Raw genomic sequence first — 22,275 nt, 5'->3', positions numbered from 1 at the left:
TCTGACGAGCTTTGATCGATTTTGATTGAAGCCCGATGCACGGTACTTAGGTCCGGCGTCGGAGGACCCCCATGAAGGAAAGCGCCGCCTTGAACGCTCGCGTACGCCAGAAAGAGGCCACCCGCGCCGCCATCCTCCAGGCCGCGCTGGAGGAGTTCTCGGAACGGGGCTTCGATGGCGCATCGACGCGGGACATAGCCGCCAAGGCGAGCGTCCACCACGCCCTGATCAAGTACCACTTCAACAGCAAGGACGAGCTGTGGCGGGCGGCCGTCACCTTCCTGTTCGAGCGCCAGGCCAGCGATCTGACCCTGCCCGGTCCAGACGATCCACGCTATCCGGACCGCCGGGCCTACGCCGCCGAGATCATCCGCCAGGTGGTGCTCTATTCGGCGCGGCATCCCGAACACGCCCGCCTGATGGTTCAGGAAACCTGCCGGGACAGCGAACGCTTCCACTGGGCCGCGGACACCTTCATCAAACGCACCAGCCAGGCCGCCGGCGCCTTCATCCGGCTGCTGCAACGCGACGGCATCCTGCCGGCGGCTTCGGTCCCGGCCCTCACCTACATCTTCGTCGGCGCCTCGCAGCTGTTCTACACCCTGGCGCCCGAGGTCCGCCGGGTCTGGGGCATCGATCCATCCGACCCGGACGTGATCGAAGACCATGTGAAGGCGTTGATCGCCGTCATGGTCCGCTAGGCGCGATGGCGCTTTCCGATAGGGGCGGCGGTCTGGCCGCGGACGTCGGCGGCACCAACGTCCGATTCGCCCGCGTCACGTCGGACGAGAGCGGCCGCCCCGTCCTGTCGGACGAGCGGGTGCTCGCCGGCGCCGACTTTCGCGATTTCGAGAGTTGCCTGGAAGCCTATCTCGGCGGCGATCGACCGGCGCGGGCGGTCTTCGGGATCGCGGGCAGCGTCGGCGGCGGTCGGATCCGGCTGACCAACCGCGACTGGTCCTTCTCCGTCGAAGACCTCGAGCAGCGGTTCGGGCTCCAGAGCCTGGAAATCATCAACGACTTCGCCGCGATCGCCTACGCGGTCCCCGTCCTGGAGGCGGACGACTGGCGTCCCCTGCCTGGCCCCGCCTGGCCCGCCGCTCTACCGGATCGGGTTTCGGTCATCGGACCGGGCACCGGACTGGGCGTGGCCATGCTGGTCGACGGCGGCGCGCGGGTGGTCCCGACCGAAGCCGGCCACACCACCTTCGCCCCCGCCGACCGGGACGACCTCGCCCTGCTGGACCACCTGCTGCGGACGCGCGACCACGTCTCTCGAGAGACCCTTCTGTCGGGCCGCGGGATCGAGACCCTCTACCAGACGCTGGCGGCGATGGACGGCCGCGCGACGCCGTCGAGGACGGCGGCCGAGATCGTCGCGGCCGCGACCGGCGAAGACCTGGCGCGGCGGACGATCGAGCGCTTCGCCGACCTGCTGGCTTCGGCCCTGGGCGATCTGGCGCTGGCCCAGGGCGCTCAGGCGGTCGTGGTCGCCGGCGGCATTCCGCCGCGCATCGCCGGCCACCTCGAGACGCCGCGCTTCCGCGCCCGCTTCGAGGCTCGCGGACCGGCCGCCGGCGACATGGCGCGCATCCCGATCGCCCTGATCGCCCGGCCGGAGCCCGGCCTGCTGGGCGCGGCTCGCCGCCTCGTCTCGTCCTGGGCCGCCGATCTCTAGGGCGGCGCCTGCCAGGTTATGGTCTGGATATCGCCGAAGGCGTCCAGCGTGTAGGCGACGCTCGCCCCCGCATCCCAGGTCAGGTTGGTCAGCCGCCCGAGCGCGTCGTAGGTCGGAACCTGGGTGGACAGGTAGGGCCCGTTGACCAGCGTCGTCCAGGGCCCCTGCAGGTTCGGCGCGGTGCTGCGCACCCGGCCCTGATAGATGACATCGCTGGCGATGGTCCCGGAGAAGGTCGCCGGCGAGGCGGTCACGCCCGAGGTTCCCTGACTTTGGCCGTCCGCGACGAACTCGGCGATGTAGCCGGTCACCCGCGCGTCCGTGTCCGCCGCCCAGGCGATCTTGAATCCGCTGGGGCTGGTGGCGCGCAGATTCACCGCGGTCGCGGTGGTGGTCAGCGGCTGCAGGGTCGTTCCGGGCGGACCGACCAGGTTCGGCGCCGTTCCGCGGACGGCCACCTGATAGACGCCGCCGGGCGCCAGGGTGACGGCCGCGGTCCCGCTGCCGGAGGCCCCGATCGGATAGGTCTGGGTCGCCTGCCCGGTCTGCGCCACCGTTGCGGAATAGCCGGTCGCCCCGGTGCTGGCCGGGGTCCAGATCACGCCCAGGGCGCCGACATCGTAGGCCAGGCTGGTCACGGCCGAGGCCTGGGTGATCAGGGTCAGAGCCGGGGTCGCCGGCCCCAGGACGATGCTGTCGGCGCTGGTCCCGCGCACCCACCCCTGGCAGGTCCCTAGCCCAGCCAGCGCCGTATTGAAGGCGGTCGTCAGGACATCGGCGGCGGTGGCGTTGCTGTAGGTGGTCGGGGGCGTGGTCAGGGTCGCGACATAGCCCCCCACCCCGCTTCCGCCCGCCGCCTGCCAGCTGTAGGCGACCTGCGCGCCGCCATTGTCGATCAGGGTCATGGTCGGCGCTTCGGTGATCACCGTCCGGACCTGGGTCGTGGGGCCTAGGACGACGCCGTCGGTGCTCGATCCGCGCACCCAGCCGGTGCAGGTTCCCAGCCCGGCCAGGGCCTGGTTGAACGTCGCCTGCAGGGTCGAGGCGCCGGTGGACTGGTTCCAGTCGGTGAAGGGCGACGACAACCGCGCCACATAGCCCTGGACCCCGGCGCCGCCCGCCGCCGTCCAGCGATAGACGACCTTGGCCCCGTTGTTGTTGATCGAGGTCAGGGTCGGCGCCTCGGTGATCAGCGTCCGGGTCGCCGTCGCCGGCCCCAGGACCACGTTGCTGCTGCCGACCGCCCGGACCCATCCGGTGCAGCTCGCCTGACCCGACAACGACTGGTTGAAGCGCGTGGTGAGCGTCTGGGCGTTGGTCTGGTTGGTCCAGTTCGTCGCCGGCGACGTGAGGGTGGCCAGATAGCCGTCGACCCCGCCGCCCGCCGCCGCGGTCCAGGCGTAGACGACCACCGCGCCGGTGTTGTTGATCCGGGTCAGGGCGGGCGCCTGGGTGATCACCGTCAGCACCGTCGAACTCGGGCCCAGGACGACGCCGTCGCTGCTGCACGCTCGGACCCAGGCCGTACAGGCTCCCGCGCTGGCCAGGGCCTGGGTGAAGGTCGTGGTCAGGACGTTCGCCGCCGTCTGGTTGGTCCAGTTGGTCGCAGATGAATTCAGGCCCGCGAAATAGCCTCCGACCCCCGCCCCGCCCGCGGCGCTCCAGCGGTATGTCACCTTGGTCCCGTTGTTGTTCACCTGGGTCAGGGTCGGGGCCTGGACGATCAGGGTGATCACCGCCGACGGAACCGAGGGCTGGCCGGTGATCTGCATCGCGACCTGCAGCGTATAGGTCGACGCCGCGTCGAGGGTTCGGTTGAGGGTGAAGACGCTGGTCGTCTGGCTCGGAAAGGTCTCGGGCGTTCCGTTGGTCGTCAGGGTCACGACATAGCCGGTGAAGCCCGTCCCCGGCGGCGTGGCCGTCCACCGGGCCGTCAGCTTGCCCGGTATGTAGGTGGCCGAGGTGAAGACCGGCGTCGTGCTCATCGCTCGCTCCCTGGACCGGACGACGGCCGGGCGCCGCCGCCCCGACCGCCCCTCGGTTTCTAGTTGCCGTCCTTGATCGCGCTGACGACGTCCTGGCGCCACTCCGGCGGAACCCGCTGAACGGCGACCGCCGCCCTCGCCTTCTGCTGCTTCCGGTTCTCCACGAACTGCATGACGTTGTCCCCGACCAGGATGCCGCCGGCGTAGAAGGCGCTGCCCGTGACCTTCGGGTCGTTGAGGCTGGCCGGCGGAGCGCCCAGATTCAGGTTCCAGACCGGCTTGGCGTAGGCCTCACGCTCGACCGACACCACGGCGTCCACGCCGCCCTCGATCGTCACCTTCTGACCGACACGCACCAGGCCCGCCAGGACGGGTTTCCCGGCGACGATCACCGGGTGCCCGTCGGTGATCAGGACCTCGCGGCCGCCCGCGGTCTTGAGCCGGATCATCGGGGCCTCTTCGGTCCCCTTCAGCTTGCTCTCCACCGCCAAGGTCCGGCCGCCGGCGACCCGGACCAGCGCGCCTTCCTTGAGGTCCTCGATCGCGACCTTGCTCCCGTCCGCCAGCGTCACCAGGGTCCCTTCGGCCAGGCAGCTGAAGAACACCTGCAGTTCCGGGATGATCTTGAAGTAGGGGTCCTGCGGGTCGGTGTTCGGGTCGCTGGTGATGGTGACGAAGGTCGCCTGGTTGGCCACGGCCAGACCCAGGGTCAGGGTGTAGATGGCCGTCGAGTTGGGGACCAGGCAGCCCACCGCCGGCTGGAAGTGCGCCGGGTTCAGGTTCCAGCTGATCGTGCCGCCGTTGATGACGGTGTTGGGATCGGCGAAGAAGTTGTCGGTGCTGGCGATGGTGCAGCCGCCGCCCTGGCCGGTGTCCGGCCGCGCCATGGTGATCAGCGAGGTCTGGGTGCTGGGCGAGGTGTTGATCGCGCTGGCGAAGGTGATGCTGCCCTGGACCGGCATCAGGACGTTGGTCCCGGTGCCCCCTGGCGGGCTGTAGGTGCAGTCCGTGCCGGTTCGCCCCAGGCACAGCTTGGTGATCGACTGCCCCGTCCCGGGCATCGGCGCCAGGTTGGTGATGCTGGTCGGGGCGGTGGTCACCACGCCCTCGACGAAGCCGTGGTAGGCCTTGCCGAACTGGTCCTGCCAGAAGTAGGTCGCGACCCCCTGCACTGCGGCGTAGGAGGTCGACGAGGCGCCGTTGGCGATGGCGTTGACGTTGCTGGCCGGCTGGGTGGCCGACGACGAGCTGGCCGGCTGACCGATCGGATTGCCGCCGGAATCGTAGAGCTGCACGACCAGCTGCGAGAAATAGGGCGTCTGCGGCACCGACGAGATCGCCGAGGCGAAATAGTTGGTTCCGTCGTCGGTGCCGATCGCGGTCAGGGTCTGGATCGGGGTGATCCCGGGCAGCCCCTGGGCGGCGAGCACCGTCATGGGGCGGCGCTCGACGGCGGGCGGCTTGGCCTTGCGCGCCTGTTCGGTGACCTTGAACAGCTGCGGATAGCGATCCGGCGTGACGCCGGCCGCCTTCATCTGGCGCACGAAGAACCGGTAATGAACCGGGTTCGACATATCGAGCGCGGTCGGCTGGCCGGCCGGCGCCAAGGCCAGGACCGCGGCGAGGTCGGACTTGTCCTGGCTGGTCATCGGCGGCGCCTTCAGCGGCGACTTCGCGGGCGAGCCGGCCACGGCGGCGCCGGCCGACAGCAGGAGGCCGGCCGAGGCTCCCGCGATGAGAAGCGTCCTGAGCGACGACATGGTGGTTCTCCGTTGTCCAAGGTCTGATCGGTTGAGGTGCGGTGTTCGAAGCCGGGTCACAGCTCTTCCTTCCCGGAGCCGGTCGGCGACGGAGCAGGCGACGGGGTCGGCCGCGACGGGCGGGGATACTGGATCCCCCGCCGCTGGAGCTCTGCGAGATCTTCGCCCTCGAACAACGGCGCGTAGGAGGTCGTGGCGAGGAAATCGAGACCTCTGACCCAGGAGGCCGAGATGAGGTCGTCCTGCTGCGGGTCGATCGGCGTTCCCTCCTGGAATCCGTTGTATTCGTGGTTCCACGCCAGTTTGTTGTCGTCCCAGGTCTGGGGCTTGAAGGGGCCCCAGGCCTGCTCCGCGATGGCGCCGCAGGCCTGACCGGACTGCCCGGCCAGATAGAGCGCGATGGCGTTGTTGATCCGGTCGGCGATCTGGTCCTCCAGCCGCCCCTTGCGGCCCCGCTCGTGGGCCTCGCCCAGGTCGTTGGCGAAGGCGTCGCCCGCCCAAAGGAACCGCTTGGCGTTGCACATCCAGGTGACGTGCCGGATGGCGTTGGCCGCCTGACCGTTGCCGCCCGCATGGTAGGCGGCGTCGACCGCGAACTGCACCGGCCGGTACACCCACAGCAACGCCAGGGGCGTCGTCACCGCGTAGGCCACCGGGAAGTAGTTCATCATGGTGACGAGCTCATCCCGCGAGAAGCTCTGCAGGACGCGGTAGATCTTGCCAGTGATGATCCCGTCCTGCGCCCAGTTGTCGAGGTTCGAGCCCCACGCCCACAGCCGTCCCCAGGGCCTGGTGTAGAACCCGGGATCGGTGACCAACAACTGCACGACGCTGGCCGTCGCCACCGCGCCGCTGACGACGAGCCCCGCATATGTGCCGGGTCGGCGGCCGACGTCCCTGGCCAGCCGCATCAGGAACATCCCGCTCGGATCGGTCGCGTTGATCGGGTCGTTGGCGACATAGGCGTAGGACGACGCCCCCTGTCCGGCCGGGTCGGGCGCGTAGAAGCGGCGCAGCGCCGGGTCGTAGAACCGGGCCTGGTAGTTGGTCAGTTCGATCGCCGCGTCGATCGGCTGGCCCGTGTAGGCGTAGGGCTGCAGCGGCGCGGCCGGTCCCTGCAGCAGCTCGCCGAACGGGCCGTAGTCGTAGGTCTGCAGCAGCGTCCCGGTCTGGTCGACCACCGCCCGCACCGAGCCGAGGTGATCGTTGAGGGCGTAGCGGGTCGTCGTGGTCGCCTCGGCCGGCACCGTCGCCAGCAGGCCCTCGGCGCCGTGCAGGAAGTAGGAGACCGTCTCCGTCCCCCCGCTGGTCGTGCGGCGCGCCAGGGGCTGCCCCCCGGGCCCGCGCAGGTCCAGCACCTTGGTCACCGTCCCGTCGGCGTCGGTCCACTGCTCGACGCTGCGGTCGGTCCCCCGGCCATAGGCGTAGGTCACGGTCCGCGCCCGGGCGCCGGTCACCGTCGCCCCGGTCGTCAGGCCGGTGAGCGGGTGATAGCTCAGGCTGCTCAGCTGCCGGCTGGTCGCGCTGGTCACCCAGCCGTTGGGCGAGGCGTAGCCGTACTGCCCGATCGGCGCGGTTCCGGTGATCTGGACGTCGGCCACGAACAGCGAGGCGCCCGGCGCGCTGGTCCCGCTGGTCCGGCCGTTGGTCAGGACCAGCGCGATGCTGACGACATGGCCGTCCAGCCCCATGGTGCTGGCGATGGTCTGGGTGTCGATGGTCACGCCGGTGACCTGGACCCAGGCGGTCGACCCCGCGCCGATGTCGCGGATCAGGGCGTCGACGGTCTCGCCGGCGTCGGTGAACAGCCGCAGGCTCCAGTTCGCCGGCCCGGGCTGGCCGGCGAAGGGGGCCGGCGTGTTGAGCCAGTAGGACAGCTGGTAGGTCCCGCCCATGGCCAGGAAGCCGGCGAACTGCAGCACTTCGGCGTGGCCGGGGCTGCCGCCGGTCAGCTGCAGCGCCTGCCCGGGCGGCAGAGTCCCCGTCCCGACCGGCGGCGCGACCGAACTTGACGACGGTCCCCCGTTGCTCGCCCCCCAGGTCCAGCCGGGATAGGCGGTCGCGTTGGCGAACTGGATCGTGGACTGGATCGCCGCCGCCACCGACTGGACGCGGTTGTTGTTCCAGACCTGGTTGGGAGCCGCGCCGGTCAGGTAGCTGTACTGCTCCGTCGTGGGGCCCCGGGGCACGGACAGCAGATTGCCGTTGGCGTCGTAGCTGACCGGCGTCGTCGCCGAGCCGATGGCCAGCGCCGCGTTGGCGGCGTCGGCCGCCGCGCCCGGGTCGGCCACCTGCACCTGCCCCAGCGCGTCGTACTGATAGGCCCACTGGCTCTGCCGGATCGGCGGCGCCGTCCAGGGGTCCAGGCCCGGCTCGGCGGCGTAGGACGAGGCCGCGGACGTGATCTGACCGTTGTAGGAGGTCGCGCCGTTGAACCCGCCTTGCCCGTAGGTGAGGGTCTCGAGATAGAAGTCCCCGCCGACCGCGGTCGGCCAGCCGGCGCTGTTGTAGGCGGCGGCGCGCTGGATCGGGGCGCCCAGGCTGTTGTCGTTCAGCTGCGCCTGGGTCACCTCGCCCATGCTGTTGTAGTAGTAGGAGGCGTAGTAGATTTCGGGCCCGCCGCGCGGATGCTCCGGATCCAGCACCTCGCCGCCGGCCGGCGGCTGCCCCACCCCGGCCAGCTGGCCCAGGCGGTCGTAGAAATAGGTCACCTGGAAAGGCGTCCCGACCGGCTGTCCGCCGGTCAGGACCTGCGGATAGGTGGTCATGATCGGCAGGCCGATATTGTTGTAGAGCGCGGCGCTCTGGTAGGTCGTCGCGCCGTAGCCGGCGGCCGTGGTGTTGCGTGTCAGGACGCTGCCGCGCCGGTCGTAGGCGAAGGCGTCCGTGGTCAGGCCGGCCGTCCCGTTGTCGACCGTCCCCTGCCACAGCCGGCCCTCCAGGTTGTTCGATCCGGCCCCGTCGGCGTCGTAGGTGTTCTGGCTGTAGATCGTCGCGCCCTGGGCGACCGTGGGCCAGGCCGGCTGGTCGACGTAGGCCGAGATCCCGGACCAGGCGACGCCGGTCTTCTGCACCAGGCCGGCCTGGATCACCCGGTCCAGGCCGTCGTACTGGTAGTACTTGATGCGCTGCGGGGTCTGGCCGGCGCCGTCGGCGTCCATGGCGAAGCGCAGCCGGCCGGCGCTGTCGTAGGCGTACTGGGTCTGGCCGGAGTCGGGCGTGGTCTGCGAGATCAGCCGCCCCAGGAAGTCGTAGCCGTATTGGATCACCCAGGGCGCCGCGGTCGAGCCCGACGGCGGCGAGAAGTAGTTGGGCAGCTGGACCGTGACCAGCCGCCCGGCCGGGTCGAAGAGCGACATGCTGGTCTGGTAGACGGGCGAAGCCTGGGTTCCGCCGATCCGGGTCCGGACGGCCAGGGTCTGGTCGCTCTGGTTGACCAGCCGATAGGTGATCACGCCGTTCGGGTCGGTCTCGGTGATCACGCTGTAGCTGCCGGGCGCCTGCCCCGGCGATCCGGCCGGCAGCAGCGGGGTCAGCGGGTCGTTGGCGGTGTTGGCGCCGTAGGCGTAGCGATAGGTGTGCCCCGAACCGACGGCGAACTCCGTTCCCGGCGCCCCCTCCTCCACCACGCGCGCGGTCGGCGCCGTCTCGTAGAGGGTCTGGGTGAAGGGGTAGCCGTTGGCCGGCGCCGTGTACTGAGCGACCGTCATCGGCTGGCCGTTGACGTAGGGCAGATAGCTGTCGATGTCGCCGATCAGCCGGTTCTGTTCGGCCGTGCTGGGCGGCGGCGGCGTGGCCTGCGGCCCTGCGCCGATCATCAGCGGATTGGAGACGGGGTCCTTGCCGTACTGCGGCCGCTGCTGGCTGTCGTAGAGTGTCCCGCCGGCGACGACGGTGTTGCCGTCCACGACCGACAGGCTCTGCATCGGCTTGGCGGCGCCGTCGAACAGCCCCAGCGAGATCTGCGGCTCCACCGCGCAGACCAGGTTGCTGAAGCTCCCCGGCCCCGACAGACCCAGGATCAGCTTGCCGTCCCCTCGCACCAGCCCGGTCAGCTGGTCGCAGAAGACCTGCTGGCCGTCCGCGTAGAACAGGACCAGCTCCTCGACGAAGGCGAGAATCCAGGTGCGCGCGAACCGGCCCGCGCGGACCGCCTGGACCTGGGCCGCGCCGCCCGGCGTCGCCGGGGCGTACAGGGTCCAGGTCGCGGCGGTCTGGTCCCAGGCGACATAGACATCGCCCATCCCGATCCGGGCGTTGGCGAGGGCGCCCGCGCCGGACTGGCGCTGGACCTCCACCTTCATCGCGTAGTTGCCGTGCACGAAGCCGGTCAGGGTCGCCTGGCTGAAGGCGGGCGGGGTCGCGGTCCCGGTGTAGACCAGCTGCCAGCCGCTCACGGTCCAGTAGGCGTCCGGCAGGGTCCAGTCCGCCTGGTCGCTGGGATCGAAGTCGTAATAGACGCCGTTGGCTAGGCCGCCGATGCTCAGCAGGCTGTTGGGCAGGTTCGGGTCGAAGACCCCGCCGCTCGTCAGGGAGCGGGCGTAGGTGAAGCTGGAGATCGAGGCCACGTTCTCGGCCGGCCCGACCACGGCCGTGACGTTGCGGGCGGCGTCGCGGACCAGGCGCGTCGTCTGGCCGTTCGGCGCCAGCGTCGCGCTGGGCAGCAGGCTGTCGACGTCGAAGACCGTCGCCTCGTAGGCCGCGTCGAGCGGCGAGAAGCGCAGCTCATCGACCCAGCACCGCTTCCCGGTCTTCTGGTTGTAGGCGATCAGGCCGACGCTCAGCGGCGCGCCGGCGGGGACCGAGGGGTTGGCCGCCCGCACCGCCGCCAGATCGACGATCTGGTGCAGGTAGGCCCACTTCCCGGCCGTGTCGGTCAGGCTGAGGATGATCGGCGCCCCGACGGCGACCGGCGCGCCGGCGACGTTGTAGACCTGCAGCTCCCATTGGGCGGTCCCCGAGGCCGCGCCGAAGCCCGGATCGGTGAGCAGCCAGCAGGAGAAGAGATAGGCCCGGCCGCCGGTCGTGCGCAGGAAGGTCGCGGCCGGTCCGGACTTGGTCCCGGCGGCGACCGGGTCGATCTGGATGCTCTGCGTGCCGGTGTGGGCCTGGGTCCCGACGATGTAGTCGCTCAGGGCGCCGCCGCCGGCGTAGGACCAGTAGAGGTCGTTCTCGTAGGGCTCGCAGCCGTAGTAGCCGGCCTCGGCCTGATCCAGCCGGGCGTTGACGAACGCGGCCGTGGTCAGCCGGTCGGCCGCGTCGCGCACCGCGCCGCTGTAGCGGCCCAGGGCGTCGACGGTGACGATCGGCAGCCCGCGCGGCGAGCGCTGGGTCACGGCGGTCCCGAGCAGCCAGCTGCCCGCCGGCCCCGTGCCGGTGGCCCAGTTGAACGCGGCGGGCGCCGCGCTGAGCGCCCGGTAGGTCGCCGACGGCGCCCAGGCGCCCGGCCGGGTCGGCCAGTCGTTGCGCCAGGTCTCGATCGAGATGCCGGTCGTCGCGCCGTTGGTCGCGGCGGTGGTCTGAACCACCGGCGTCAGGATGTTCAGGCTGCGGGCGGCGTCATACTGCTGCCAGAAGTAGGTCGGCGTCTGGGTCAGCGTCTCCAGCTGGCCCGAGGCGTTGTACCGGTCCGTCGCCGTGACCGTCGGCAGGCCGGTGACCGGCGGAGTCTGGTCGTTCGGCGCGTAGCTGGTCCGCACCGTGGTCGTCACGCCGTCCAGCAGCCGGACCAGCCGCCGCTGGCGAGCGTAGAAGCCGGTCCGGTTGTCCCCGGCGACCTGCGACAAGGCCTGCCGATAGCCCCACCAGTAGAAGGTCGTGGTTCCGGCGTCGGTCAGCACCGGCGGCGAACCGCTGCCGGCGGAGCGGTCCTTGCGGCCGTAGACCTGCCCCGCCATCAGGCCCAGCAGGGTCGCGGCGTTGGTGTCGGTCCCGGTCGGATAAGGCTGCGCCGGCGTGTCCTGGGCCGTCAGTCCGTTGAAGAACCAGGTGACGCTGGTTCCGTTCGGCGCGACCGCGGTGTTGGCGGTCCCCTCGGCCACGGTCATCTGGTTGTAGGCGGCGCGCCAGCCGTCGGCGGTCACGGTCGCGGTCGTCGCGTCGCCGGCCACGGCCAGGGTCTGCACCGCGTAGCCGTCGTTCAGGGCCGTCGTCGCCAGCGCCGGCACGGTCTGCTGACCGGCCACGGCCCCCTGGACCATCCTGCGCAACGTCAGCGTCGAGCCGGCCGCCCCCCAGGTCCCGCTGTAGGTCACGAAGCTGGACGGGCCGACCAGTTCGCGGCCCGTGCCGGACGGAACCAGGACCTTCTGGCCGGACAGCTCGATCCGGGCGCCCGCCGCGCCGTTGACCAGCGGATAGACGACGGTCTTGGTCCCGGTCTGATAGACGCAGCAGCGCTCGCCCAGCACCTGCAGCGACGCGGTCTCGGTCGCCGCCAGGGAGTCCGCCAGCGACAGGGCCGCCGTCCAGCTTCCGTCCGCCCCCTGGGCGTAGACGCCGTTGCTCCAGGTCTGGCCGCTGACTGTCGGGAAGACGACATAGCGGCTCGGCGTCCTGGGACTGACGGCCGTTCGCGCCGCGAAGCTCCCGCCCGTCGGCGCCGCGCCGGCGAAGGCCGCCGGGACCGTCCAGGCGGAGGTCGAGGGGTCATAGGCGGCCAGGTCGAACAGCGGCGAGCCGCCGGCGCCGGTCATCGTCCGAACGGCCTCGTCGAAGCCGTAGGTGATCCCCGTCACGGCCGTTTCGCCTGGATAGACGACCGCGTCGCTGCTGTAGCGGCTCCAGCCCGAGCCCTGGTAGCGGAACAACTGACCGCCGAGCCCGACCATCGCGCCTCGGATCGCCAACGCCGGGGCCAAGGCGCCGACCGCCGGCGTCAGCGTGGCCAACCGGGTCAGGTCCAGTCGTGTGATCGTCGCCGGCCAGGAGACGCCGTTGCAGATCACCTGAGCCGAACCGGTCGGCCCGCCGGCGGCGGCATAGGCGCCGTAGCCCTCGCCCAGCACGACCGAGAGCGTCGAGATCGACGGCATCGGCCGCGGCGTCGGCCGACTGACCGAGGTCCAGCGGCCGAACGGATCGAGACTCATCAACACCGCGACCAGATCGCCCGTCGCCGTTCCCGTGGAGACGGCGAGCAGTCGACGATCCTCGGCGGCGACCTGGGCGCACAGGGCGCCCGTCGCCCCGGCCAGTTGCACGACCGTGTCGGCGACCCAGGCCGCGCCATTCCAGTGCGCGGGATTGAGGCTGCCGCTGGCCTGCCCCACGACCGCCGCGAAGCCCGAGCCGCAGACGGCGGTGACCGCCTCCCCGGCCTGCAGCGTCAGCGTCAGGGCCGTGGCGGTGGCGTTCCAGCCGCCGACCTGGGACTCGCTGATCACATAGGCCAGCAGTTTGCCGTTGGCGGCGATGCAGAAGGTGTCCGCCGATAGCCCCACCGCTGTCGAGGCGTAGGTCGCCGAACCCAGCGGCAGGCTGGCCAGGGTCGTGGCGATCCACCGGCCGACCCAGCGGTAGGCGACGCCCTGGACGCTCGTGTCGCTGCCCAGCCAGGTGACGACGGCATAGTCCTCGGCGAAGTAGAACACCGGCTGGCTGAAGGTGACGCCCGCACGGATCGGCGGTGACAGCGTCAGGTCCCGCGCCGACAGCGTCGCCGTCATGCCGGCCGATGCATAGGCGTAGGTCGCCTGGCCGCCTTCGGGCGCCTGGGCGGTCGCCAGGGTTCCGAGAACCGGACTGCCCGCTGTGGTCACATAGGTGAAGCTGAACGGCGGCGGCGGCGTGGCGGCCGGCGCCGTGGCGACGATCCCCATCAGCAGGCGCTTGGCCAGGGTTCCCTGCCCCACGTACTGGGTCTGGCCGGAGCCGCCTTCGAAGTCGAGGCTGGTCACGCCCATCAAGACGCCGCCGGGCGCATAGACGCTGACGCTCTGCAGGTAGCGTGTCCCGTATCGGTCCTGCCAGGCGTTGAGGCCGTTGGGATCGGCATGCGGCGGCGGGCATTCGTTGGCCGCCTTCTCGCCGTAGGTCAGGCGCGCGACGTCGCCGCCCGCCCCCACGACCGTCTTGAGGTAGGTCGCCCGCGTGTAGCTGAGGCCGCCGGGTCCGCCGACCGGCGCCGCGACCTGGTCGTAGGCGTAGGTGACCACGTCGCCCCACAGGTCGAAGACCTGCGACAGGCTCCAGCCGACCGCGACCGGCGTCTGGCCGGCCAGCGCCGTGCTGGCGCCCGTCCAGCCGCCCCAGGCGACGCCCCAGTCCACCGTTCCCCGGCCGCTGGCCGCGTCGCCGTAGACCGCCCGCCCGCCGTCCTCGCGAGTGATCTCCCAGCGCTGGGCGGCCGGATCGTAGCGGATGATCCAGAAGCGATAGTCGGCGGACGCGTAGAGCTGCGTCCCGTCCGCCTCGGTCCCGATCAGGACCAGCGGGCTGGCTCCGCCCCCCTCGCCCTGCAGAACATAGCCCGCGCCATCCGGCGCCGCGGCGATCGACGACTGCGACAGCGACCAGCCCAGGCCCAGCACGCCGGTCGGCGCGACGGCGTTGTCGTAGGTCACAACGGCGCCGACCGAGCCGCTGTAGGCGGCCGTCAGGACGGCGTCCGGCCCGCCGCGGCCCGGCAGGACGGCGAGCGGCAGGCTGAAGGCCACCTCGCCGCGATAGAGGTCGACGGCCTGGCGAAGGCGTTCGGATGACGTCATACCGCCCCTCCCCCGCTCGAGAGCACGCGCATCTCCACCGACGTCGCCCGGCCGAGCGTCTCCGCGCGGTTGCTCGCCCACATCTTGAGCCGGAAGCCCCTCGCCCGGCCGCCGAACCGGAACACCGCCCGCCCGGCGTAGAAGGCGGCCCGCTGCGTGAAACCGCCCGCGATCGCGCTGGCCGGAATGGTCCCGCCGGCCCCGGCCGCCGCGGCCGCGGGGGCGGCATAGGCCGCCGCGACGCCGACGCCGACGGCGATGGCTCCCAACCCGACGAGCCCCAGGAGGACAAACCCCGCTATGGCCCAACCGCCGCCTCCGCCTCCTCCGCCTCCGCCGCCGTCGTCCTTGCCGCCGCCAAGGCCGAGCGGATCGAGGAACTGCAGCGGGTTGCCGGGCTCGAAGCCGTAGGCGTTGAGGGTCTGGGGCCAGACGAGGTCGCCGAAGACCGGGTCCTTCTCGATGAACCGCGCCAGCCCCGGGGCGTAGGTGCGGGCCCGCATGAAGCACAGGCCCGACGGATCGGTGATCACGCCCCAGCGGCCGTGCAGCGCGAACGGATTGTCGCTCACGCCCTGTCGTCCGGCCGGCAGGCCGTAGGGATCATAGGCGTAGGCGTCCGTCACCCCGGCCGCCCCGACCAGGGCCAGGGTGCTGCCGACGCCGTTGAAGACGTAGGTCTGGAAGCCGCCGTCGGCGGTCTCGCGCCCGATCAGGCCGGCCCCGTTCACGTAGCGGGTCGTGCTCCCGCCGGAGTCGACGGTGGCCAGCGGCCGGTCCATCGCCGCATTGGCCGCCCAGGGCCGCACCAGCGCCTGCTGCTCCGGCAACGAGGCCGCCCCCCCGCCCATCAGCCGGGCCAGCAGGGTGTCGACCGGGTCCTGGCTGTCCGTCGGCCGCGCGATCATCGGGTTGGCGTAGCCAGCTGGATCATGGACGAAGCGCCGCGTCGCCGCGCCGTTGGTCGCCGTGTCGAGGAAGCCGTCGGCGTCGAAGGCGTAGACGGCCGTCCCCGCCTGGACGAGCTGGTTGTAGATGTTGTGGGTCAGGGTTCCCGAGACGCCGGGGACGGAGGTCATGTTGCCGTCGCCGTCGTAGGTCACCGCCGTCCCGTTCACCGCCGTCAGGCGATCGGCCGCGGGGTCGGCGTAGGTGAAGGTCGTCTGCCCGGCGGTCACGGCGGCGGCCAGGGGCGTCAGCTCGGTGATCTGGCTCGGCTGGCCGAAGGCGTCCAGAGTGTAGGTCGCCTGGGCCAGCAGATCCTGGCCGATGGTCGCCTGGTAGCCGGTGAACTGGCCGGCGTCGTCCTGGCTGAAGGTCAGGCCGACGCTGTTGGGCAGGCTCGCCGAGGCCAGGACGCCGTTCGGGGCGTAGACATAGCTCGTCTGACGGCCGGCCCAGTCGGTCACCGTGCGCAGCCGCCGCATCGGGTCGTAGCCGTAGGTCAGCGCATTGGTCAGCCCGGGGTACAGGATCGTCGCGATGTCGCCGGTCGGGGCGTAGCTGTAGGACACCGTCTCGCTGTGGACGTTGTTCGTGCGGGTCAGCATCCGGTTGAGGGCGTCGAAGGTGCGGGTGATCTGGACCGCGCCGCCGACCTTCGTCTGCAGACGGTTGCCGGCCCCGTCGAGCACCTGCTCGACCAGGGCGGCGGCCTCCGGCGGCGCGGTCGTGACATAGCGCCCGGCCGGGTCGTAGCCGTAGGTCAGGGTCTGCTGGCGGCCGTTGACATAGGTCTGCAGCTGGCCGCGCGGCGTATAGGTCATGCTCGTCGCGATGCCGTGGGCGTCCGTCCCGCCGACCCACTGCCCCGCGCCGTCGACGACCAGGACCGTCGGTGCGGTCTGGTAGGGGCTGACCGTGGCCCGGACGCATCGTGTGACCGGGTCGTAGGCGTAGGCCACCGTGGTCTTGACCGTGGCGGTCGGGGGATTGGGCGCCGGGTTGGGCTCCTCGATCCGCACCGGACGGCCGAGGGCGTCATATCCGATCGCCGTGGCGCGCCAGGCGCTCCCCTGGCCGATCTTCAGCCCGACCGGGCGATCCAGGACGTCGAAGGTCTCGATCGTCTGGGCGCCGACGGGATCGGTCGCGGTGATGGTGCGCTGGGTGGTGTTGGTGGTCGGGTCGACCGCCCCGCCGTAGACGGTGGTCCAGACCTTCCCGCGCTCGTCGGTGTGCGACAGGATCCGGCCCAGCGGATCGAAGACGTCGGTGGTCTGGTAGGGCGCCGGCTGGCTGGGGTCGGCCTTCGGATAGGTCGTGAGCACCTGCTGGTTGGTGGTTCCGCCGCCCCCCGCCACGGACGTGTAGGCGATGGTGGTCAGGGCGCCGGCCGCGCCGCCGACCGGCGCCGGCGCGGTCCACGAAATCAGGCGGCCGAGCGGGTCGAAGGTCAGCACCTGCTGGTAGGCGACATTGACCGGCGGCTGCCCCGGGGTGCTGACGGTCACCGTCGGCTGGGTGATGGTGACCGTCATCGGCGACGGCGCGCCGGCCGGCTGCAACGCCATGGCCCAGGCATAGGTCGTGACCTGGCCGTTGCCGTCGGTCGTCGAGGTCAGGCGGCCGATCTCGTCGTAGCCGTAGCCGGTCTGGACCGTCGGATTGCTCGCCGACAGGACCTGCTGGATCACCTCGTCGTTGCGGTTGCGGACCAACTGCGTGATGTCGGGGTTCGAGGCCGCCGCATAGGTGATCTGCTCGAGCTGGCTGTTGGCGTCGTACTGGTAGCCGGTCGTCCGCTGCAGCGGGTCGGTGACGCTGGTCAGCATGCCGACGCCGTCGAACACGGTGGTGGTGACGTAGGCCTGGGCGTCGGGCTGGTTCGGATAGGTCAGCGCGCTGGTGTGCACCCGGTCGACGCCGGCCCAGTACTCGTTCTTGATCGTGGCCGCGAGGAGGCCCGCGGGGTCTTTCACCTGTACCGACGTCAGGCGCCCCAGCGCGGTTCCGTAGCCCAGCACCGTCGCGCCGCCGAGCGGATCGGTGATCTGCTGCACCTCGCCGGCGGGCGTGTACTGATAGGTGGTGACGTTGCCGACCTTGCCCGGCCCGTCGCCCAGCGGATAGTCGGTCTGGCTGTCGACCAGGCCCTGGATCGTCCCCGCCGAGCGATAGACGATGATGCGCTTGCGGCCGGTCGGGTCGGTGACGCTGCGCGGCAGGTTCGTGCCGGTCACATAGGTCACCGTCGTGGTGTTGCCGAGGGCGTCGCTGGCGGTGAGCAGGTTGTTGCGACCGTCGTAGGTGAACCGCTGTGTCTGGCCGAGGGGATTGGTGATCGACAGCAGGTTCCGGGCGCCGTCATAGGTGTAGGTCGTGGTCGCGCCGACCCCGGCCGCCGCTCCCGGCGGTCCCTGGTAGACGCTCTCCGACGTGAGGTTGCCGGCGCCGTCGAAGGCGCGCAGGACCCGCCAGATCGCGCCGCCCGCCAGGTTGTGGATCTCCGAGACCGTGTTCAGCGTGGTCTTCTCGCTGAGATAGGTCGTCACGTAGCCCATCCGGTCGGTGACCGTGGTCTGGACGTAGGTGTAGCCGGAGATGGTCTGGTCGGCGTAGGCGAAGGTGATGAAGTAGTTCTGGCCGGTGGCGACGGCTTGGGCGTCCTTCTGCTGGATCACCCGGTTCTGGCCGTCGTAGGTGTTGGTGATGAAGGTCGCGCCGGTCTGGTCGACGGCCGTGTGCATCAGCGAACCCGGCCAGTAGCTGAACTGGCGCGTCAGCCCCGTCGTGTCGGTGAACAGCGTCAGGTCGCCGCCCGTGTAGTCATAGCTGATCGACCGGCCGGCGTTGTCCGTCACGGTCCTGATCCGGCCCGTCGCCGAGCCGCTGGTGAAGTAGGCAAAGCGCAGATAGCGGCCCGACCCCTCGTCCGTGACCCGGTCCAGCCGGCTGTCGGCGTAGGTCAGGTTCACGCCGTTGCCGGCCGGCGAGACGATGCGCAGCAGCCGGCCCGAGCTGTCGAAGCTGTAGACCGTCTGGTCCCGCCGCGTGAGCTGGTAGGCCATCGTCGAGAGGCGGACCAGCACGTCGCCGTTGGGCTGCCCCTGCTTGGCGTAGGTCCCGGTGACGCTGCCCGGGACGTCGTAGACGCTGACGACGCTGTCGCCCCACCAGACCGCCACGGTCTTGCCGTCGGAAGCGCTCTGGATGTTGGTGGCGTAGGCGTGGGTCCAGCGGTCGCCGAGCGGTCCCGACGGCCCCGGCGGCGTATCGCTCGGCAGCGGCGTGACGGTGTTGTAGCGGACCTCGAGGCTCAGCGGCACGACCCCGGCCACCTCGATGTCGACGTTGCTGTAGACGTACGAACCGTTCGCCAGCAGCACCGGATCGCCCGACGATCCCGACCCGCCGCCGCCGCCGTTGTCGGGCGGGTTCGGCTTGTTCGTCGTCGCCGACGCGGCCTGGCTCCAGGGCCCGCTGCCGCCGCCGGAGTTGGCCTGGACCTGGACATTGTAGGTCGTGTTCTGCGCGACCTTGGTGACCGACTGCGGCTGGGTCAGCGACGTGCCGCTCACGCCGGACTGGGTGTAGAGGGGGGCCCCGCCCGAAGCCGGCGTCACCTGCACCGTGTAGGTGACGTTGCTGCCCGAGACGGAGCTCCAGCCGACCGTTATGGCGTTGGCGGTGTCGAACGAGGCCGCGACCCCGCCGACCTGGGCCAGGCTGCTGCCGACGGTGATCGGAGCGGAACTCCAGAGCCCCAGGTTCCCGCCCGAAACGGCCCGCACGAAGACCGTCAGCGTGTCGCCCTGGGCCACCGTGTTCGGATACGTCAGGGTCGCGGTTGTCGTCGACGGGATCTGCCGATCCAGCACCGTCCCGCCGCTGTTCCGCAGCTCGGCGACATAGGTCACCGTCCCCAGGCCGCTGGCGTCGAACTGCCAGGCCGCGGTGATCTGGCGCTGCTGGAAAGCGCCCGTCAGCGTCAGCCCCGACGGTCCGACCAGCCGCTGCAGCGTCAGCGACAGCGCGCCGAAGTCGGTCATGGCGCCGCCGGCCAAGGCGCGAGCCCTGACCGTATAGCTGGTCCCCGTCGACAGGCCCGAGGCGCTGAACGTCGCCGCGGCGGGGGTGGAGCCGCCCGGCTGGGCGACCCACTGCTTGGCCAGCGGCGCGCCGCCGCCCGTGGTCACGTCGGCGTAGTAGCCGGTGGCGCCCGTGCTCTGGGGCCAGGCCAGGGCCAGCTGCTGGGTCGCCGCGTCGTAGGTCAGGGTCGTCGGCGCCGGCGCGACCAGGGTCGGCGGCGCGCTGATCACGCCCCAGGAGCCCTGGGCGTGCGGCTGGACGGTGAAGGTCTGGACCCCCGCCGTCGCCAGCTGCGTAGCGGTCAAGGTGTAGACGAGGCCGGACGGCTGGTTCGGCGCCAGGACCCCGTTCTGCGCCACCTCGTAGGTCACCGCCAGGCCGGCGGTGATCTGGGCCTGGGTCCGGACATCGGGCCATTGCAGCGTGACCGGATCCGCGGTCGCGCCCGACTGGAAGACCGGAACCGGCTGGGCCAGCTGATGGATCGTCACCGGCAGCGCGGTCATCGCCCCCAGGACGCCGTTCGCCGCCGACTTGATCGACAGGGTGTAGACGGCGTTCTCGACGAAACCGCCGCCCGGAGCCGGCACGGCGTAGGTCGCCGTCGTCCCGTCGCTGAACAGCTGCTGGTTCGGCGCGCCGCCGCCGGTCTGCTGCACCGACAGATAGACCAGCGGCGCCGCGGTCCAGGTCGCCGTCAGCGACTGGGTCCCGTTGGCGGTCAGCAGGTAGGTGAAGTTCGGCTGCAGCGCGGGCGGCGTCCCGACGGCGCTGAGCGGACCATAGGACTGGTCCGCCTCCGCCCGCACCTGGACCGTCAGCGCCGCCGTATCGTTGAGGTGGCTCGTCAGGTCGATGGAGCGGGTGCTCTGCAGCACGCCCTCGACGCCGTTCAGCACCGGCAGGTAACTCGGCGTCAGCGCCGGATCCACGGCGACCCAGCGCGCCTCGACCGCGATCACGCCTGGCTGGGTCTGGGCCAGCTGGACGACCGGCGTCGACATCTGGCGGATGACGACCTGGCCGAACTGGGCGGCGCTCATCGAGCCCGTGCCCAGGCCGCGCAGCTGCGAGGCGTAGGTCGTCCCCAGCACGAAGCCGCCGTTCGGCGGCGGAACGGCGAAGCTGCCCTGGCTGACCGGAACCAGTCCGAAGCTGGTCGGCGTCGTCGCGGGGCCGGTGAAGACGCGGACGTAGGCCTGGCTGGAGCCGGTGGTCGGCGTCCAGCCGACCGTCAGGGCGCCGACGTCCTGTCCGCCGTTCCAGACATAGCGGAAGGCGCCGGTCAGGCTGGGGGCGGCGGTCACGGCGCTGGCCGGGCCCACATCGCCGTCGATCACCGCGCGCAGCCGGAAGGTGTAGCTGTGGTTCGCCGTCGGATCCGAGGTCGGCGACAGCAGGGTCATCAGCGAATAGGGCGAGGTCACGCCGGTGGTGACGACGGGCGTCGTCCCGCCGTCGGTCCGGGTCTCCAGATTGTAGGTCGCCCCGGCCGCGACCGAACCCCAGGTCAGCGCCAGGGCCTCCGCCGCGGGCGGCGCCGCGGCCTGGAACAGCGCCGAGGGCGCGGTCTGGCCGTGAATGGTGACGGTCTGGGAGTCCCAGGCGGCGAGCGCCCCCTGCCCGATCCGCCGCATCCGGCCGACGAACTGCTGTCCGGTCGTCACCGGGTTGGGCGCCGGGACCAGGACCGGCGGAACCGTGCTCCCCGCGACCGAGTTGGTCAGCACCAGGGTCGAGCCCTGGCGGACCTCCATATAGTAGTAGGCCGGCGCCGGGCTGTCGGGCGTCCAGTCGAAGACGAAATCGCCGTTCCCGGCGCCGTCGGGGTCCTGGTAGTAGAAGCCCAGGGCGGTCTTGGCCGTCGACCCGGGCGTGCTGCTCGGCCCCCAGGCGCCGGAGCCGCCCGCCGCCGTCGCGGTGGCCCCGCGCGCCGCCACCGTCACCACGCTGTCGCCGGTCACCTGGCTGGACAGGTCGAGGCTGGTCCCCGTCTGGAAGCTGGAAGCGGGCGTTGACGCGGTGGTCAGGACGACGCCGTAGCCCTGGGCCTGGTCGACGGCCGGCCACTGCGCGCTCAGGGTCCCGCCCTGCGGCCAGGAGAAGCCCATGCTCGCCGAAGGCAGGTCGATCGGCGTGCAGGTCGCCGTCGCGCTCCAGGGCCCGGTCTCTCCCGAACCGACCGCGCGGACACGGGCCTGGTAGCCGCGTCCCGGCAGGACGCCGGCGATCGGCGCGACGATCGCGCCCGAACCGGTGACCGACTGGGCGTAGGTCCAGGAGCCGTCCTGGGCCACCACCTGCAGGTCGTAGCTGACGGCGTTCGGGATCGCCGCCCACTGGGCGCTGCCGAAGGTGGTCTGCCCGGCGTCCGGCTGGCGGAACCGCAGGGTCGAGGCGACGAAGGCGGCCGGCGGGATGGGGTTTCCCGACGGCGCGACGTTCAGCGGCCAGACCAGCGCCAGTCCGGGATCGCCGTCGGCCGCGCGATGCCGCATCAGCGCGGCCGCCTGCGACGGCGGCATGACCGCCGCGTCCCACAGCTGCAGTTCGCTGACCTGGCCGATCAGGCCGGTCTCCGGCGCGCCCTGCCCCAGCCCGAGGGTGAAGGTCCCGCTCGTCGAAAGGCCCGCGCCGGCCGTGAAGGCCAGGGCGCCCGCCGATCGCCAGCGCTGGACCCCGTCGATCCAGACCTCGACCGCATAGTGAAGACGATCGGCGGGCGTGACGCCGACGACGACGTGCCGCCAGGTCCCGTCGTTGACCGCCAGCGCCGTGGCGGCGACTCCGCCGGTCGCGGTTCCATAGTGGACCGTCAGCGCCGCGGGGTTGGTTAGCCAGAGTCGGCCGGCATTGCCGCCGGCCGTCGGTCCGAACGAGAGGATCACCGCGTTGGCGTCACTCTGGGTCGTGTTGACCCAGGCCGCGATGGTCACGCCGGAGGCCGGAAAGCTGTCGCCGGCCGTCCCGGCGAAGGCGTGTGTGACCCCAAGCGTTCCGCTGAATGAGAGGACGGTCGCAGGATCGGCGTCGCTGCCGGAATAGAGCAGGTTCAGGACCGGCGCCGACAGGGTGAGAGCGCGACCGCGGGCCATGGGCGCCTAGGCTCCCGC

6 protein-coding genes are annotated in these 22,275 nt (G+C 71.3%); 2 read left to right on the top strand and 4 right to left on the bottom strand.

Annotation, left to right across the window (positions count from 1 at the left end):
* The first annotated feature begins 71 nt into the window (after window positions 1-71).
* Window positions 72-701: a TetR/AcrR family transcriptional regulator gene (locus CSW64_RS08290; protein WP_245863870.1), complete on the top strand. Its 630-nt coding sequence runs from the start codon at window positions 72-74 to the stop codon at window positions 699-701.
* A gap of 5 nt (window positions 702-706) precedes the next feature.
* Window positions 707-1,678: a glucokinase gene (locus CSW64_RS08285; RefSeq protein ID WP_099621667.1), complete on the top strand. Its 972-nt coding sequence runs from the start codon at window positions 707-709 to the stop codon at window positions 1,676-1,678.
* On the opposite strand, the gene CSW64_RS08280 is transcribed toward CSW64_RS08285, so the two are convergent.
* Genes CSW64_RS08280 through CSW64_RS08265 form a run of 4 tightly spaced genes read right to left on the bottom strand, consistent with a single transcriptional unit; the run spans window position 1,675 to window position 22,257 of the window.
* The gene (locus tag CSW64_RS08280) at window positions 1,675-3,663 is read right to left on the bottom strand and encodes a hypothetical protein (RefSeq protein WP_099621666.1); all 1,989 of its coding nucleotides are present in this window, start codon (window positions 3,661-3,663) and stop codon (window positions 1,675-1,677) included. The genes CSW64_RS08285 and CSW64_RS08280 overlap by 4 nt on opposite strands.
* Window positions 3,664-3,722: 59 nt before the next feature.
* Entirely contained in the window at window positions 3,723-5,423 is a 1,701-nt protein-coding gene (locus CSW64_RS08275) for a Hint domain-containing protein (protein ID WP_099621665.1), read from the bottom strand.
* Window positions 5,424-5,479: 56 nt separating this feature from the next.
* Window positions 5,480-14,131, bottom strand: a complete 8,652-nt coding sequence (locus CSW64_RS08270) for an RHS repeat-associated core domain-containing protein (protein ID WP_099621664.1) — start codon at window positions 14,129-14,131, stop codon at window positions 5,480-5,482.
* Window positions 14,128-22,257, bottom strand: coding sequence for a fibronectin type III domain-containing protein (locus CSW64_RS08265; RefSeq protein ID WP_099621663.1), 8,130 nt, complete (start codon window positions 22,255-22,257; stop codon window positions 14,128-14,130). Before CSW64_RS08265 ends, CSW64_RS08270 begins: the two co-directional genes overlap by 4 nt.
* Window positions 22,258-22,275: the final 18 nt, after the last annotated feature.

The organism is Caulobacter mirabilis, from assembly GCF_002749615.1.
In the GTDB taxonomy this organism is placed as follows: domain Bacteria; phylum Pseudomonadota; class Alphaproteobacteria; order Caulobacterales; family Caulobacteraceae; genus Caulobacter; species Caulobacter mirabilis.
The sequence above is the reverse complement of the archived record's forward strand: the minus strand, read 5'-3'. Positions and strand labels throughout refer to the sequence as shown.

What these genes read in the sequence shown, in the direction of transcription:
- CSW64_RS08275 (WP_099621665.1), bottom strand. Translation starts at nt 5,423, where the DNA reads ATGTCGTCGCTCAGGACGCTTCTCATCGCGGGAGCCTCGGCCGGCCTC.
- CSW64_RS08265 (WP_099621663.1), bottom strand. Translation starts at nt 22,257, where the DNA reads ATGGCCCGCGGTCGCGCTCTCACCCTGTCGGCGCCGGTCCTGAACCTG.
- CSW64_RS08290 (WP_245863870.1), top strand. Translation starts at nt 72, where the DNA reads ATGAAGGAAAGCGCCGCCTTGAACGCTCGCGTACGCCAGAAAGAGGCC.
- CSW64_RS08280 (WP_099621666.1), bottom strand. Translation starts at nt 3,663, where the DNA reads ATGAGCACGACGCCGGTCTTCACCTCGGCCACCTACATACCGGGCAAG.
- CSW64_RS08270 (WP_099621664.1), bottom strand. Translation starts at nt 14,131, where the DNA reads ATGACGTCATCCGAACGCCTTCGCCAGGCCGTCGACCTCTATCGCGGC.
- CSW64_RS08285 (WP_099621667.1), top strand. Translation starts at nt 707, where the DNA reads ATGGCGCTTTCCGATAGGGGCGGCGGTCTGGCCGCGGACGTCGGCGGC.